At 47.1% G+C, this 15,466-nt stretch carries 12 protein-coding genes and 1 pseudogene; 8 read left to right on the top strand and 5 right to left on the bottom strand.

The genetic code is table 11. The annotated features are described in order from the left end of the window. Positions 1 to 309 precede the first annotated feature (309 nt). The 4 genes from QZ938_RS27020 (at position 310) to QZ938_RS27005 (ending at position 3,719) form a co-directional block, all read left to right on the top strand. Entirely contained in the window at positions 310 to 1,110 is an 801-nt protein-coding gene (locus QZ938_RS27020) for a CHAT domain-containing protein (RefSeq protein ID WP_293354604.1), read from the top strand. After that, complete coding sequence (locus tag QZ938_RS27015) at positions 1,107 to 1,571, top strand: hypothetical protein (protein WP_293143273.1); 465 nt, start codon at positions 1,107 to 1,109, stop codon at positions 1,569 to 1,571. The genes QZ938_RS27020 and QZ938_RS27015 overlap by 4 nt, the downstream gene beginning before the upstream one ends. Then, positions 1,564 to 2,934, top strand: a complete 1,371-nt coding sequence (locus QZ938_RS27010; protein WP_293354601.1) for a hypothetical protein — start codon at positions 1,564 to 1,566, stop codon at positions 2,932 to 2,934. The genes QZ938_RS27015 and QZ938_RS27010 overlap by 8 nt, the downstream gene beginning before the upstream one ends. 215 nt (positions 2,935 to 3,149) lie before the next feature. Continuing rightward, positions 3,150 to 3,719: a Uma2 family endonuclease gene (locus tag QZ938_RS27005; RefSeq protein WP_293354598.1), complete on the top strand. Its 570-nt coding sequence runs from the start codon at positions 3,150 to 3,152 to the stop codon at positions 3,717 to 3,719. Between the two features lie 188 nt (positions 3,720 to 3,907). Here QZ938_RS27005 and argJ read toward each other — a convergent pair whose 3' ends face one another. The 5 genes from argJ to QZ938_RS26980 all read right to left on the bottom strand — a co-directional run bounded on the left by argJ (position 3,908) and on the right by QZ938_RS26980 (position 9,398). After that, entirely contained in the window at positions 3,908 to 5,149 is a 1,242-nt protein-coding gene (argJ, locus tag QZ938_RS27000; protein WP_293354595.1) for a bifunctional ornithine acetyltransferase/N-acetylglutamate synthase, read from the bottom strand. Positions 5,150 to 5,687: 538 nt separating this feature from the next. Then, a complete protein-coding gene (locus QZ938_RS26995; protein WP_293354607.1) occupies positions 5,688 to 5,828 on the bottom strand; it encodes a hypothetical protein in 141 nt (46 codons plus the stop codon). 62 nt (positions 5,829 to 5,890) lie between these two features. Beyond that, positions 5,891 to 6,085 (bottom strand): hypothetical protein, encoded by a 195-nt coding sequence (locus tag QZ938_RS26990; protein WP_293157918.1) that lies wholly within the window; start codon positions 6,083 to 6,085, stop codon positions 5,891 to 5,893. 464 nt (positions 6,086 to 6,549) lie between these two features. Then, positions 6,550 to 8,013, bottom strand: coding sequence for a serine/threonine-protein kinase (locus tag QZ938_RS26985; protein ID WP_293354592.1), 1,464 nt, complete (start codon positions 8,011 to 8,013; stop codon positions 6,550 to 6,552). A 380-nt stretch (positions 8,014 to 8,393) separates the two neighbouring features. Next, positions 8,394 to 9,398, bottom strand: coding sequence for a LysR family transcriptional regulator (locus QZ938_RS26980; RefSeq protein ID WP_293157906.1), 1,005 nt, complete (start codon positions 9,396 to 9,398; stop codon positions 8,394 to 8,396). Between the two features lie 247 nt (positions 9,399 to 9,645). On the opposite strand from QZ938_RS26980, the gene QZ938_RS26975 reads away from it, so the two are divergent. The 4 genes and pseudogenes from QZ938_RS26975 to QZ938_RS26960 form a co-directional block, all read left to right on the top strand. Beyond that, positions 9,646 to 10,359, top strand: coding sequence for an NnrU family protein (locus tag QZ938_RS26975; RefSeq protein ID WP_293128179.1), 714 nt, complete (start codon positions 9,646 to 9,648; stop codon positions 10,357 to 10,359). Positions 10,360 to 10,404: 45 nt separating this feature from the next. Then, positions 10,405 to 10,782 (top strand): co-chaperone YbbN, encoded by a 378-nt coding sequence (locus QZ938_RS26970; RefSeq protein WP_293157903.1) that lies wholly within the window; start codon positions 10,405 to 10,407, stop codon positions 10,780 to 10,782. 377 nt (positions 10,783 to 11,159) lie between these two features. Next, complete coding sequence (locus QZ938_RS26965; RefSeq protein ID WP_293354589.1) at positions 11,160 to 13,205, top strand: NAD(P)H-quinone oxidoreductase subunit 5; 2,046 nt, start codon at positions 11,160 to 11,162, stop codon at positions 13,203 to 13,205. A 569-nt stretch (positions 13,206 to 13,774) separates the two neighbouring features. Next, positions 13,775 to 15,307, top strand: a pseudogene (locus tag QZ938_RS26960) (NAD(P)H-quinone oxidoreductase subunit 4); the annotation flags it as partial. Positions 15,308 to 15,466: the final 159 nt, after the last annotated feature.

The raw sequence follows: 15,466 nt of genomic DNA, 5'->3' as shown, positions 1-15,466 counted from the left end.
AACAGATTTAATTGCTTCAATTAAATTCATGGTTAATTCATTTCAGAAGGGATAGTCTACCCGGACAGGGCAGACTTGATTACCTGTTCTATCATACATTCCCCCCTGACAATTAATCCACCCTGCTTCTTAAGGGGGGTTAGGGGGGATCAAAGCCTTGAAAATCCACCCGAAATCTCTCACTTACCTCCAAATCTAGATCCCCCTAAATCCTCGACTACCTCCTGGGCTCCTACCCCCCCCAACCCCCCCCTTGCTAAGGGGGGGGCTAAAGAGAATACTCCAGTTTCTCCCTCACAAACCGAGACTTTGAACACTCCTGTCCCCCCCTTAGCAAGGGGGGTTAGGGGGGTTCTTTCCATCCTCAGCATCGAAAATCCCCACAGCGTAATTACCGATAAAAACGGCCAACCAAAAAGACTCGCCCCTCTTCCCGCCGCCGAAATCGAATCGGAAATTATTTGCCGAATGTTCGACAATTCCACCCGACTCGAAGAAGACGCAGCCACTCTCGAAGAAGTCGAAAGATTGTTGCAACAACCGCACAATATTTTTCACTTCACAGGCCACGGCAGCTATAATTTTGATACGCCCCTAGAATCGACTTTATACTTAAGCAACATCCACCGATTAACAGTCAGAGAAATTATCAAACATGACCTCAGCAACTACCAATTAATCTGCCTTCCCGCCTGCGAAACCGCATTGACAGACAAACAAACAATTATCGCCGAATATGTAGGATTAACTAGCGGTTTTATGCGCGCGGGAGTTGGCTGTGTCGTCAGTACCCTGTGGCCCATAGAATCCGGTGCGAGTACGTTATTAATGATTTATTTTTACCAACGGTGGCGAGAAGCCGGCGATTCTCTACCCGTCGCTTTAGCAAATGCTCAAAAATGGCTGCGAGAAGCCACCCGCGAGGATTTAGCCGTCTGGTATCAAGGGGAAATTGACAAGATTTCCGAAAACAGCGCCGAACTTTCTGAAGATGAATTTATGCTAAGCCGATTCTTTAAGAGGAATCGCCAAGCATTAGCTACAATGGAATTAGACCCACCCTATCAGCATCCCTATTACTGGGCTGCTTTCACCATCACCGGATTATGAAAGACTCGCAAGACGAAATTTTCAAAGCTTTTATTGTCGCCCTAGTCCAACAGACTGAACCTTTGCCCGCAGCCGTCCAATCAGAGTTCAATAAAATAGGTGAAACTCTAACAATTAGAGACATCGAGAGACTTGCTGAATTGCATCCACCTCTGCTAGTAGCATATGAAGAAGCTGACACTTGGTTAGCGAATCATAGTGGCCAACGCAACAAAGGATTAGATGTTCTACCGAATGCTGAATCTGAAATAAACAACACTACTAATATTGAAACTGATAACAGCGCTAGCGACATCAGCGATTTGACAAATTTACCAGAAATTATCGATCGCATCGAGGCAAAAGTCCAGCCGCGCGGCTTTAAAGCATTCCTCGGAAAAATTTTGCAAGCTGCGGACTCCGTGCAAGCAAGTCGAGATACAATCTTATTGTCGATCGCAGATGGTTTAGTTCATGAGTAACGAGAATTGGCTAATCTACCCGACTGTCGATTTGTTTGTCTACGATTTAGCAGACGGCATCGGGCAAAATGAGGACAAGATTAGCCAAAATCGCGCACAGTTTGGCAAAAAGATTCATGGCGACAAAATCTCTACGTCACAATTAGAAAGTCTCAAGCAAGCTGAAACAGAAACTGCTGAGTATATCGAATTACTGGGCGACAAAAAATTCGCAGCCTTTGAATCTCCCCTCGATGGCTACGCTTATCCCGTGAAAATCGGCGATACCTATGCGGCACAATTTGACTTGTCTGGAAAAATAGAACCCGACGCAGACAAGAAATTTGCACCGAAAGAAATCGACTGTTTGGAATGGCTGCAAAAACAGGTAATTTCCCGTGTCAATCCACCTGCGACAATTGGTCAAAGTTGGCTGGTTTGGGGACAATTAACTGCTGATGACCAAGATGCTTTAACAACTGCTAAAAATTGCTATACTAAATTGAATTTATTCCCCAATCCTAAATGGGAAAGAGACTTAAAAGCCGAGGGTAAATTTTTAGATGCAAATTTTTATGAGTTGTGGCTACCACCGGGAGACAGAGGTAATATTAGCCAAAATTATCATGTCTTAATTTGCTTGTTTCCTTACAATAACGGTCAAGCAATTGCCGAGATTAGCAAGACTATCGCTAAACTTTATGTAAATTTAATGCGATTGTTTGCCTACCGCAATAAGGTAATCTGGGCTTATACTCAAAGCCGCCAACTTAAGGCTGATTTGAAAGATGCTGCGCGGACGATTCAACAAATTGTTACTCAACTCCCGAATCAGGTGAATGCGCCGAAAGTTGATTTGAAGGAATTGCAGCAAAGTCTGGTTAATTCCTTGACAATTTTCTCGGTTTATGCTAATTATATCAGCAGATTGGAAGAGCAAGAAAATACAATCAAAACTAATCTGAAAAATTATCAGCGACGGTTGGAAACTATCGGTAAGGACATGGGAAATGATGCCGAAGCTTTTAAGTTTCTGTCCAGTTTCAGCGATTTTGCTGAGGAGAAGTATGTTTGGCAAGTGGAAGCTGATAATCGGAGTTTGAGTGCGGGTTTGAGGTTGTTGGAAAATGCCATTGAGACGATTGAAGGGATTATTGAGATTGAGAGGGCGAAGATCGATCGCACTTTGAATCTTACCATCGGCACTGTAGGCGTAGGAATTGCGACTAGCGGCGTAGCAGCCAGCGTCTATGCAGGCCAAATTAAACCTCCGCAAAATCCGATGGATGCGAATGCGGTTTTTGGGTTGAGTCTTGGTTTGGGAGTTGTAGCAGGTGCGTTGGGTGCGATCGCCCTAATCGCGATCGGCAAGAAACGGCGTTAAAATAGTTGTAGGATTTACGCATTTCTAATCAGGGAACCGATCCCCCCTAACCCCCCTTAGTAAGGGGGGGACAAGAGTTGTTCAAAGTCCCCCTTATTAAGGGGGATTTAGGGGGATCGAGACTTGGCTAGAAGCGATTGGAAACGGCGATTGAAATCGCTTCTACACAAACGAAGTCCGCCTGCGCGGACTGAAGAGAGAAGGGAGGGAATAAAATGACAACAGTTACTTTAAACTTAGATACTGTCGAATTAAGCGACGAACAGTTTTACCGTTTGTGCCAGATGAATCGAGATTGGCAATTTGAACGGACTGCTAAAGGAGAAATTATCATTATGTCACCAGTAGGCGGAGTCAGCGGCAATCGAGAAGCGGATTTAATTACAGATTTGGGATTGTGGAACCGTCAAACGCAGTTAGGGAGAGTCTTTAGTTCCTCAACAATTTTTCGACTGCCAAATAGTGGAGATAGATCTCCCGATGCTGCTTGGGTTAGTCTGGAAAGATGGGCTGCTTTAACTGATGAACAAAGAGAGAAGTTTCCGCCGATTTGTCCAGATTTTGTCATAGAATTGCGATCGCGAACAGACCCGCTAAAGCCGATTCAGGAGAAAATGCAGGAATATCTCAACAGCGGTTTGCGTTTGGGTTGGTTGATTAATCCTCAAGACGAACAAGTGGAAATTTATCGCGCTAATCGCGAGGTGGAGATTGTAGAATTTCCGGTTAGTTTGTCTGGCGAAGATGTGTTACCGGGATTTGTGTTGAATTGGCCGATGATTTGAATGAAAATTAGAAGAATCAGCGATTGGAGTCGGCGATTTCAATCGCCGACGCATCTTCAACCCACGGAGGTGGGTTTTGTCTGTGTAGCCGCGGTTTCCAACCGCCGGGGCTGTGTCGCCGCAATTTGTAACCGCCCAGGCGGTTTAAGCGCAATTTGCAACCGCCCAGGCTTCTGAAATTACCGAACTTAAGTCGTATACTCCGCATTAATCTTCACGTAGTCATAACTCAAATCGCATCCCCAAGCCTTCGCAAAACCGCTGCCATTCCCGACAGCAACCTGAATTAAAACCGTGTCTTCTTTTAGATATTCACCAGCAGCAGCAGCCTTCATATAATTACTCGCAGCAGATTTATCGAACTCCTTCGGCTGTCCGTTTTCCATCATCAAAAAATCTCCCAATTGAATCCGCAAATTCTCTTGTTCAAAAGCAACGCCCGCACGCCCCGCCGCCGCCGCAATTCTTCCCCAATTCGGATCGCGTCCAAAAATAGCAGCTTTCACCAAAGAAGAACCGACAATTGTTTTGGCAATTTTACTCGCAGAAACTTCGTCGGCGGCGCCGCTAACTTGCACTTCCACCAAACAAGTTGCACCTTCGCCGTCACGGGCGATCGCCTTTGCCAAATGCACGCATACTTCTGTTAGCATCGCTTCTAATTTTTCAGCATCCGCGCCCTTTTCTGTAATCGCCGGCGTGCGGGATTGGCCGTTAGTCAAAGCAATTAACGAATCGTTGGTACTGGTATCGCCGTCAACAGTAATTTGATTGAAACTTCTGTTTGCCGCCCGAGTCAGCATTTCTTGCCACAAATGTGACGACACTGCTGCATCACAAGTTACAAATGCGAGCATTGTTGCCATATTCGGGTGAATCATTCCCGAACCTTTGCAAATGCCGCCGATACGCACGGGACGATCGCCAAACATGGTTTCCAGGGCGATCGTTTTCGGCACTAAATCAGTCGTACAAATCGCCTTAGCAGCCGCATCAGAACCAGTTTCCGAGGCTTCAGCAACCAATCGCGGAATTCCCGCCCTCAGCGGTTCCATTTTAATCCGCTGCCCGATGACGCCAGTGGATGCCAAAAGAATGGATTCTGAAGGAATATTCAGCGCTTCGCCCAACAATTTCGCGCTTTCGAGGGCATCTGCTAAACCTAATTCGCCAGTAGCAGCATTTGCTTGTCCCGCATTGCACAAAATAGCTTTGGCGCTGGGTTTAGCTTGCAAGCGCTGGCGGCAGTAGTCCACGCAAGCAGCCCTGACTGTCGATGTAGTGAAGACTCCGGCGGCGATCGCATCCACCTCTGACAAAATTAAACTTAAATCCGGCAAGCCAGAAGGCTTCAAACCTGCTGTAATTCCCGAGGCTCGATATCCTCTCGGTGCTGTAACTCCGCCGCCAATTTCCTTCCAGTCCGACATGATGACCTCCCTAGAGCGTTCTATTCTATTGAGAGGGGATTATATCATTTTAGATTTTAGATTTTAAATTTTAGATTTTAGATTGCCAACAAATGACGAATCAATGAGTGTTTTTTTTCTTTTCATCATGCTCTGCCCGATGCGCGATCTCAAATTCCGTAGCATTATAATTATTAATCTCTATCTTCTCTCTCTGTGTCCTCTGTGGCCTCTGTGGTTAAATCATTCCGATTCAAAGAGAATGGGCTGAAACCTTAATTTATTGTCTCAGCTAAGCCCAATCAGAAGGGCTAAATTATACCTTCCCGGACTTTTAAAATATCCTCTAAGAGGGCTAAAGCCCAACAACGTACCCGATCTTTCTGAGAAAGCCTATATTTCAGTGTTTCTGTTTAATTAATTCCGTAAAATTAATCGCGACTTATTCTGTAGATATCTAACTCAAGAACAAGTCGCGACGGTTTTGTAACTGTCATTATTAATTTTTAGCTGGCAAACAACAGACTCGATTCAACTGTCTCGCTGTTGAAAAAACGAGTTATTTGCGCTCGACACTCGCCGCAGAACCAATATCTAAACCAACTTCAGCAGCCGCGCGGCTCAGCATAGATTCCTGACGGTTTTTGATGAGGTGTTGGTGGCGCATCATCAGGCTGCGCGCTTGTTGTTGAGTAGACATAACTGGTTTTCTCCAAATGTAGGAAATAGGTTTGCGGGCAATTGGGGAAATTGAGCTTTGCCTTAGCTCATGGTGGCGTTGCTGCGATCGTAACTGGCTTGAAGGCTGGGCTGCGGTTTGCCTTGAATGTGGCCCCAGTAGTGAGTATTTTCCATTCCGACTTCGCTGGCGCTGCGGTTGAGCATGGATTGCTGCCGGTTTTTCACCATTTGGTGGTGGCGCATCATCAGAGAGCGGGCTTGATTTTCGGTAGACATATCGGGTTCCTCCGTTTTGCTCGATCGATCTTGGGTTGTTTTTCTGTTCTTATTTATAACTATATCAGATAATTCTGTATCTAAAGCTACAAAATCAAGATTGTAATAAAACTTTACAATAAGGCGATAAGTGCGATCGAGAATGCGGGGAGTGCAGGAAAGCCGCGAAGTGCGATCGGCGCAGCTATCTCCTACAATCGACTGCTTGCAAAATAGGACGCTGCTCAAAGCCATCCCACAATTGTTTTTCTTGTGGGATGGCTTTGAGCAGCGTCCCAAAATTTGATTAAAAAGATTGAGCCAAGAAGTCTAATTGATGGCTGATATGGTGTCCGCTGATTAACTGCACTACGAACTGTTCGTAGTGCGGACTTCAGTCCGCAGCATTTTACGGACTGAAGTCCGCACTACAAACAATTTTTGTTATGGTAATCGACCGGACATGATATGACTACCCGCGAGGCTTAAAAAATATTAGAAAGTAACTTATAAAGTAAGCGAAAAATAGCTGTTGCCGCGATCGCCCCCAAAGCAGCCAACCATCCCACAAACAACACGCCCGTGATCGGAGAATTCGGATAAATCGTAACAGCGGCGCGCAAAGCCGGGAACAACCACAGTACAGCCAGAGTACCTGTGCTAATAATCAGCATCTCTGTTTGTTCGATCGCCCTGCGGTACTGGCCGAAAATTAGCCCCCCCACAATCATCCCCAACAATCCGATACTCACGCCTGGATTCGGTAGCAAACTCGTCAGGGCGATCGCCAGCAACCCCCCTTCAAAACCCGTAAACGCAGCCCCACCCAAAATATCCCAAATCGAAAAAGCCCTTCGCGGCGCCGATTGCAGGTTTCCCGGAGGAGTCGCCACCACAGGAGGCACAGGAGGCTGCTGAGTTGGTGGTAGCGGCTGAGTTGGTTGTTGGGGGGTCGGAGTGGGTAGGGGAGGCGGCTGCACGACCATCGTAGGCTGTTGAGAATTGTATTTCAGAGCAGCTTCCACCTCGATCGCCGATTGATAGCGCTGGCTGGGAGCGGGTAATAACATTCGATCGAGAACTTCAGCCAAACGCGGGCTTACCTGTACGTGCGATCGCCAATTCCACTCATTTTCATAACTATCAAACAATTCCGTCGGCTGCAAACCGCTGAGCAAAGTAATGCAAGTCACAGCCAAAGCATAAAAATCCGTTGCGGGATAAACCTCTTGTCCGTTCATCTGTTCGGGCGGAGCATAACCCAAAGAATAAATACCAGTCGAAGCCTTAGAAGCACCCGCAGTTTGCGTCACCTGTTTGACAGCCCCAAAATCTAATAAATAAAGCCGACCACTTTTAGCCCGCATAATATTAGCAGGCTTAATATCCCGGTGAATCGAACCGCGCGAGTGTACAAAATCGAGAACCTTCAAAATTTCCCGCAGCACCTCCATCGTTTCCGCTTCCGAAAACTTGCCTTTAACAACAAGTTCTTCCTCCAAATTGTGACCGTCAATAAATTCTTGAACCAGATAGAAAAACTGATCGTTTTTCCCAGGCTGCAAACTCGGAACAGTCAGCTCAAAAAACGCCAGCAAACTCGGAATTTGCGAATGTTCGTTTCCCAGTTCTTCCAGCACCGCCGCTTCCCGTTCAAACAGAGTTTGAGCGATTTTTAGCTGTGCCGGACTCAGATTTACCGACGGCTGCAAAAGTTTAGCAACGCACTGCCGCATCGCCGGAGTATAGCGGTCTCTGGCCAAAAATGCCGCCCCAAAACCGCCTTGACCTAACAACCTGACTGGCAAATAGCGACCGCTCAAAATTAGGGGCATTCCACAGGCCTTGCAATACCTTTGCTGCACCGTTTTCAGCAGGGAACTGTCATCGAGGTCGGAAAAATTGTTTTGAGGGCGCGGGCAGCCCGGGCGGGTGCAGTAAACTTCCATTTTGGTTTGCTAATTGGTCATAGGGCATCGGGCATTGGTCATTGGGCATTGGGCATTGGGCATTGGGCATTGGGCATTGGTAATTGGAAATTGGGCATTGGTCATCGGGCATTGGGAATTAGGAATTTGTCATCGGGTATTGGTAATTGGTTTAATTCCTAATTCTAGGTCGTTAAACTTTTTAATACTAATCCCAGTTTATTTTCCCCACTTTATCTAGTTTTGCTATTAGGTTTTGGTATCAAAAAAGCCAGTTACCGATTTGCGATTTCCGCTTCCCGATTCTCGATTCCCAATTTATCAATTTTACCAGGGATTATCAAACCAGATTTTAATCTCTCAACTAATCGCAAACTGGTAACTACCAGCGGCCTAAGAAATCAACTTCCCCCTGAGTTGGGAGTTCCTATTTCTATCAGTCCCAAATCCATGGTCGGAGGTTCTTTCTTTTCCTGGGTAGTCGAATAAGTAGCAAAAGAAGGCAAAATTTCATTGCTGAAAGCCTCTGCTGCTTTAGAACGGTAGCGGTTGGGGTTGTAAATCAGCGACAAAATTCGAGTTACCAAAACTTCATCCATTTTAGATTTGTGCAAGACGCCCATCATCAACTCTTTTTCGATCGCCGAAACCGACACAAAAGCAGCGCCCAACCCGGACTGAACAGCATTTTTAATGGCTTCGATGGAGTTTAGCTCCATCTCGATTTTCAGGCGGCGCGTGTCAATGCCGCAGCGAGTCAGTACCTGATCGATGACTTTGCGAATAGTAGACTGCGAATCGAGGGAAATAAACTGCAATTTATAAAGGTCTTCTTTTTGGATGCTTTCTTGTTGTACCATCGGGTGAGATGGAGGGAGAATTAGAGCCAGTTCGTCCTCAGCGTAAGGAACAATTTCTAAAGCTTCTACAAGTTCGGTAGGGATTTCTCCGCCCACAATTGCCAAATCGATTTGCCCGTTGGCGACACTCCACGCCGTGCGGCGGGTCGAATGCACGTGAAGCTGTACCGCTACATCGGGGTACTTTTGCCGAAACATCCCAATCATTCGGGGTAGCAAGTATGTACCCGTGGTTTGAGAAGCGCCGACAATCAAAGTACCGCCTTGGAGATTTTGCAAGTCTTCGAGAGCTCGACAAGTTTCTTGACAAAGCGATAAAATTTTCTCGCCGTAACTCAGCAGCAGGTGTCCGGCTTCGGTCAGTTGAGCCCGCCGCCCTCCCCTGTCAAACAGTGGCACGTCCAACTGTCTCTCTAGGTTCTGCACTTGCAAGCTAACTGCTGGCTGGGATACGTAGAGGCTGTCGGCGGCGCGTTTGAAGCTTCCTTCAGAGGCGATCGCCTTGAGAATGCGTAACTGGTCTAAAGTGAAAGGAAGGTCAGACATATATCTAAATTGTCAGTTGTCATTTGTCAGTTAACTGTTGACGGTTGACGGTTGACGGTTGACGGCAAACAGCAAACAGCGATCGATCGGCAAACAGTGAACAGTCAACAGCGAACAGCGAACAGTCAACAGTCAACAGCGAACAGCGAACAGCGAACAGTTAACTGACTGATAACCGCTGAATGCTCCTATAGATACTTTGTGACACAATTTGGCCACGAATCAATAACTTTTCTTAATATTTGCAATGACGATCGACTTAGCGCTTGACTCCCACTTAGTTATTCTCGGACTTTTATTTGGTTTTGCGATCGCCCACAGCGGTTTAGCAGCCCTGCGCCCGAAAGGTGAAAAGCTGATCGGGCCGAGACTTTACCGCGTTTTGTTTGCCCTTGTCAGTTTGCCGCTGGCGGTGATTTTGGTTGTCTACTTTTTCAACCACCGCTACGACGGCGTGCAGCTTTGGCAAGTACAGGGCGTGCCCGGAGTTAAACCAGTGGTTTGGATACTGTCGGCAATTTCCTTTCTGTTTCTGTACCCAGCAACCTTCAACCTTCTAGAAATTGCCGCCATCCAAAAGCCGGAAGTTCACCTCTACCAAGCCGGGATCATCCGCGTCACCCGTCACCCGCAAATGGTGGGACAGGTGATTTGGTGCGTGGCCCACACCCTCTGGATTGGCACTAGCTTTACCCTCGTCACTTCCATCGGTTTGATACTTCACCACCTATTCGGAGTGTGGCACGGCGACAGCCGGCTGCGGGCTCGTTTTGGCGAATCCTTTGAAACCATCAAATCTCAAACCTCAATTATTCCATTTTTGGCAATCCTGCAAAAGCGTCAAACCCTTGATTTGCTTGAGTTCCTGCGCCCTTCCTACCTAGGCGTAGTCATTTTTACAGGCCTGCTGTGGAAAATTCATCCTTTTCTGATGCGTGTCACTGCGAACATATACTGGTAGCATGATCCCTAGGATAGAAAAAAAATTATTAAATTTTGAGGGATCATGGTGTTGTCGGTTAGCGAACGCACTTTTGCACAAGAGGTATTTCAAGCCTCTACCCCCGTTTTAGTTCACTTTTGGGCGCCTTGGTGCGGTTTGTGCCGTGCGATCGACCCCACGCTTACAAGTTTTGAGACACAGTGGGCAGGAAAAGTCAAGCTCCTAGGGGTGAATGCCGATCAAAGTTTCAAATTGGCAAATACTTATCGGCTGACCAGTCTGCCCACACTGATTTTGTTTGAGGGCGATCGAGTTCTATTTAGATTTGAAAATTATCAAGGTCGCGAGGAACTGCGACGCACTCTGGATTCCTGGATGCTCGCCACTCAGAATGCTCCCCAAAGTCAACGCCTGCAACCGCAGCAAGTAGCCAACCGGTAACGGTTAAAAGGCATTCGGTTCCTATCTATCGAGAATTGGGGAATTACCCATTCGATCGGCAACCAGACATTTAAAGGTCGGCAAAAACCGGGTTTTTTTACGAAAATACCGCATCGAGCGCGAGGGTATTGTGTGGAAAAACCCGGTTTATTTATTCCTGGCCTGCCCCCAAAAATTGGAAATTTGTCAATCTATCTTTTGGCATAGATTTAAGGCGAACTAGATCGATCGCCAACACCAGCAGCAATTCTTAAGGATTGTCGATCGGCAATACTTAAGAATTGTAGAGAGTCTTTCTGCCCAGTCGCGCAAGCGTGTGTCACAATTATTAACAGTTTTGGCAATATCTAGTAGAAACTTTAAACTACCTATCAGTCATGGAACCGCTTTATCAATACGCCTGGCTGATTCCAGTCCTGCCACTGGCAGGCGCAATGCTAGTAGGTTTAGGCTTAATCACCTTTAACCAGGCAACCAACAAACTCCGACAAGCGAATGCGATTTTAATCCTTTCCACCCTCGGAGGGTCAGCGGTAATGTCTTTTGCATTGCTGTGGAGTCAACTACAGGGCCACGCACCCTACACCCGAACCATTCAGTGGGCCTCTGCTGGGGACTTCTCGCTGAACATGGGCTATATCATTGACCCCCTCACGTCGGTAATGCTGGCGATCGTCACCACGGTCGCCTTTTTGGTGATGATTTACACCGACGGCTACATGGCACACGATGACGGGTACGTGCGATTTTACGCCTACCTGAGCATCTTCAGCGCCTCAATGCTAGGTCTAGTAGTCAGCCCGAACATCGTTCAGATTTACATTTTCTGGGAACTGGTAGGTATGTGTTCGTACCTGCTAGTCGGATTTTGGTACGATCGCAAACCAGCAGCAGACGCCTGCCAAAAAGCCTTCGTCACCAACCGCGTCGGCGACTTCGGCTTGCTGCTGGGCATCCTCGGCATTTACTGGGCCACCGGCAGCTTTGAATTTGACGTGATGGGCGAACGGCTGCACTCCCTAGTCGAATCCGGTGCTTTGAGCGCAACTCTCGCAACCATCTTCGGAGTCCTGATATTTTTGGGCCCAGCAGCCAAATCAGCTCAATTCCCCCTCCACGTCTGGCTTCCAGACGCAATGGAAGGCCCGACACCAATTTCGGCCCTCATCCACGCCGCGACGATGGTAGCAGCCGGCGTCTTCCTGATCGCTCGGATGTACCCAGTATTTGAAGGACTGCCCGCAGTCATGAATTTGATCGCCTGCACCGGCTGTTTTACAGCATTCATGGGTGCCTCGATCGCAATTACCCAAAATGACATCAAAAAAGGCTTAGCCTACTCCACAATCTCCCAATTGGGCTACATGGTGATGGCAATGGGAGTCGGCGCATACAGTGCCGGACTCTTCCACCTAATGACCCACGCTTACTTCAAAGCAATGCTGTTCCTGTGCTCGGGTTCAGTCATTCACGGCATGGAAGATGTTGTCGGGCACAACCCCGCCCTCGCTCAAGACATGAGAGTCATGGGCGGCTTGCGGAAATATATGCCGATTACCGCTACTTGCTTTTTAATCGGAAACTTAGCAATCTGTGGCATTCCGCCCTTTGCTGGTTTTTGGTCAAAAGACGAAATCCTCGCCCAAGCTTTCCATGCAAATCCCGCTCTGTGGGCTGTGAGTTGGGTGACTGCCGGGATGACCGCGTTTTATATGTTTCGGATGTATTTCAGCACCTTTGAGGGCGAATTCCGGGGCAATGACAGCGCCATCAAGCAACAACTCCTGCAACCAGGGTTGGTCTTCGGCCCTGGAGCGATGAATATTAAGGAATTGGCCACTACTGGCGAAAGTCACGACGAGCATGACCATTTTCCTCACGAGTCTCCTCTGACAATGGCTCTGCCGTTAGTGTTGTTGGCTGTACCTTCTGTGTTTATCGGTTTTCTCGGTACGCCGTTTGCCAATTATTTCGAGCAGTTTGTGCGCGCTCCTGGCGAGTCTCTCGAAGAAGTTTTGGCACACGCCGCGAAGTTCGATTTGACGGAATTTCTAATCATGGGCGGCAGTTCTGTAGGTATTGCTTTGCTGGGCATTACTTTGGCTTCTCTGATGTATTTGAGCCGGAAAATCGACCCAAGTGCGATCGCCCAAAAAATCAAACCACTTTACGAGTTCTCCCTCAACAAGTGGTATCTCGACGATATCAACGAAGTTCTCTTCGTCAAAGGCAGCCGTCGTTTAGCGCGGCAAGTCATGGAAGTCGATTTGCGAGTTGTCGATGGTATCGTCAACTTGACAGGGTTTCTCACCCTAGTTAGCGGCGAAGGTTTGAAATACTTTGAAAACGGTCGCGCTCAATTTTATGCCCTGATTGTGTTTGTTGCAGTTCTGGGTTTTGCGATCGTTTCTGGAGTTGGTTAGATATGTAGGGAAACGGTATTGCCTGTTAGTTTCAACTTAAGGCAAAACCTACCGTATCTTTTGTTTGCCTCGAAGTCTAGATCCCCCCTAGCCCCCCTTAATAAGGGGGGAACAAGAGTACAGGGAAACGGTATTGCCTGTTAGTTTCAACTTAAGACAAAACCTACCGTATCTTTTGTTTGCCTCGAAGTCTAGATCCCCCCTAGCCCCCCTTAATAAGGGGGGAACAAGAGTATTCTGTCAAAGTCCCCCTTCTTAAGGGGGATTTAGGGGGATCGGATCTCGGCGATAAACAATAGATCCAAAGGTTTTTAGGGTTAATTTGATACGATGAAAGGCGTTGTCATGTCCCACTAGAAGATATTTTAAGGATTGCTCTTAGCTCAATAACTCAAAATTGACAATTAGCAAATAGAAATAAATCTTTAATTAAACTCAACTTTTGCGATCGCACAAATCGTCGCAAACATTACAAAAAGAATTGTTTCGTATAAAGAAAGTATAAAGTTTAGACCAAAATCGCCAAAATGTGTTTAAACCTAATAATTGATGGATAATTTTAAAACGCAATGGATACAGCTAACTTTCCCTGGTTAACAACAACAATTCTGTTTCCCATTGCTGCGTCCCTGCTAATTCCTTTGATTCCCGATAAGGATGGCAAGACGGTGCGGTGGTATGCACTAATTGTGGGTTTGATCGATTTTGCCCTACTTGTTTACGCTTTTTGCACTCAGTACGACTTCAGCAATCCCAACTTGCAACTCGTAGAAAGTTATGCTTGGTTGCCCCAACTCGATTTAAATTGGTCGGTGGGTGCTGACGGTTTGTCAATGCCGTTGATTTTGCTGACAGGTTTTATTACTACCCTGGCTACTTTAGCAGCTTGGCCAGTCACACTTAAACCAAAGCTATTTTACTTTTTGATGCTGACAATGTACGGCGGCCAAATCGCAGTTTTTGCCGTACAGGATATGTTGCTGTTTTTCCTGGTTTGGGAACTGGAATTAGTTCCGATTTACCTGATTTTGTCCATCTGGGGCGGCAAAAAGCGCCTCTACGCAGCAACTAAGTTTATCCTGTACACCGCAGGCGGTTCGCTGTTTATTTTGGTGGGCGCGCTGACGATGGCGTTTTACGGCGATACGGTGACTTTCGATATGCGGGCGATCGCAGCCAAAGAATTCGCCCCCAATGTAGAATTGCTCCTGTACACAGGATTTTTAATAGCCTACGGCGTCAAACTGCCAATTTTTCCCCTGCACACTTGGCTCCCCGACGCCCACGGCGAAGCAACCGCACCCGCCCATATGTTGCTAGCAGGAATTCTGCTAAAAATGGGCGGCTACGCCTTGCTGCGGATGAATGCCGGAATGCTCCCGGATGCTCACGCTGTATTCGCACCCATCTTAGTAATTTTGGGTGTAGTTAACATTGTTTACGCCGCCTTAACCTCCTTTGCTCAGCGCAATTTGAAGCGCAAAATTGCTTATTCTTCAATTTCCCACATGGGGTTTGTGCTGATTGGGATAGCTTCGTTTACCGATTTGGGAACGAGCGGCGCCATGCTGCAAATGGTTTCCCACGGTTTGATCGGGGCGAGTTTGTTCTTCATGGTAGGCTGCACTTACGATCGCACTCACACCCTCATGCTCGACGAAATGGGCGGAGTCGGCAAGAAAATGCGGAAAGTTTTCGCCATGTGGACAGCTTGTTCTATGGCTTCTTTGGCTTTGCCGGGAATGAGCGGTTTTGTAGCAGAATTGATGGTGTTTGTAGGTTTTGCAACCAGCGACGCTTACAATCCGGTGTTTAAGGTTTGCGTGGTATTTTTAGCGGCTGTCGGCGTAATTTTAACTCCGATTTATCTGCTGTCAATGCTGCGCGAAATCTTCTACGGCCCGGAAAACAAGGAATTGGCGGAACATGAAGAGTTGGTGGATGCGGAACCGCGAGAAGTGTTTATTATTGCGGCTTTGTTAGTGCCGATTATTGGCATTGGTTTGTATCCGAAGATGCTGACTCAGGTTTACGATGCGACTACTGCACAGTTGACTGCAAAGTTGCGGGATTCTGTGCCATCGCTAGTGGCTAAGGCTGCTGCGGATAAAACGGTGTCTTTGCGCGCACCTGCGATCGAGCCTAGCAAGTTGTGATTTAAACTGGATTTAGGAAGAAAACCCCCAAACCATATTTTTAAGAGGGTTTGGGGGTTTTCTATTTTGCTTTGGGCGATCGAGCTTATAGGATTTTTATGAGGG

Source organism: Microcoleus sp. CAWBG27, from assembly GCF_020883145.1.
Lineage (GTDB): Bacteria > Cyanobacteriota > Cyanobacteriia > Cyanobacteriales > Microcoleaceae > Microcoleus.
Note: the sequence above shows the minus strand (reverse complement) of the source record. Positions and strands in the feature narration are given on the sequence as shown.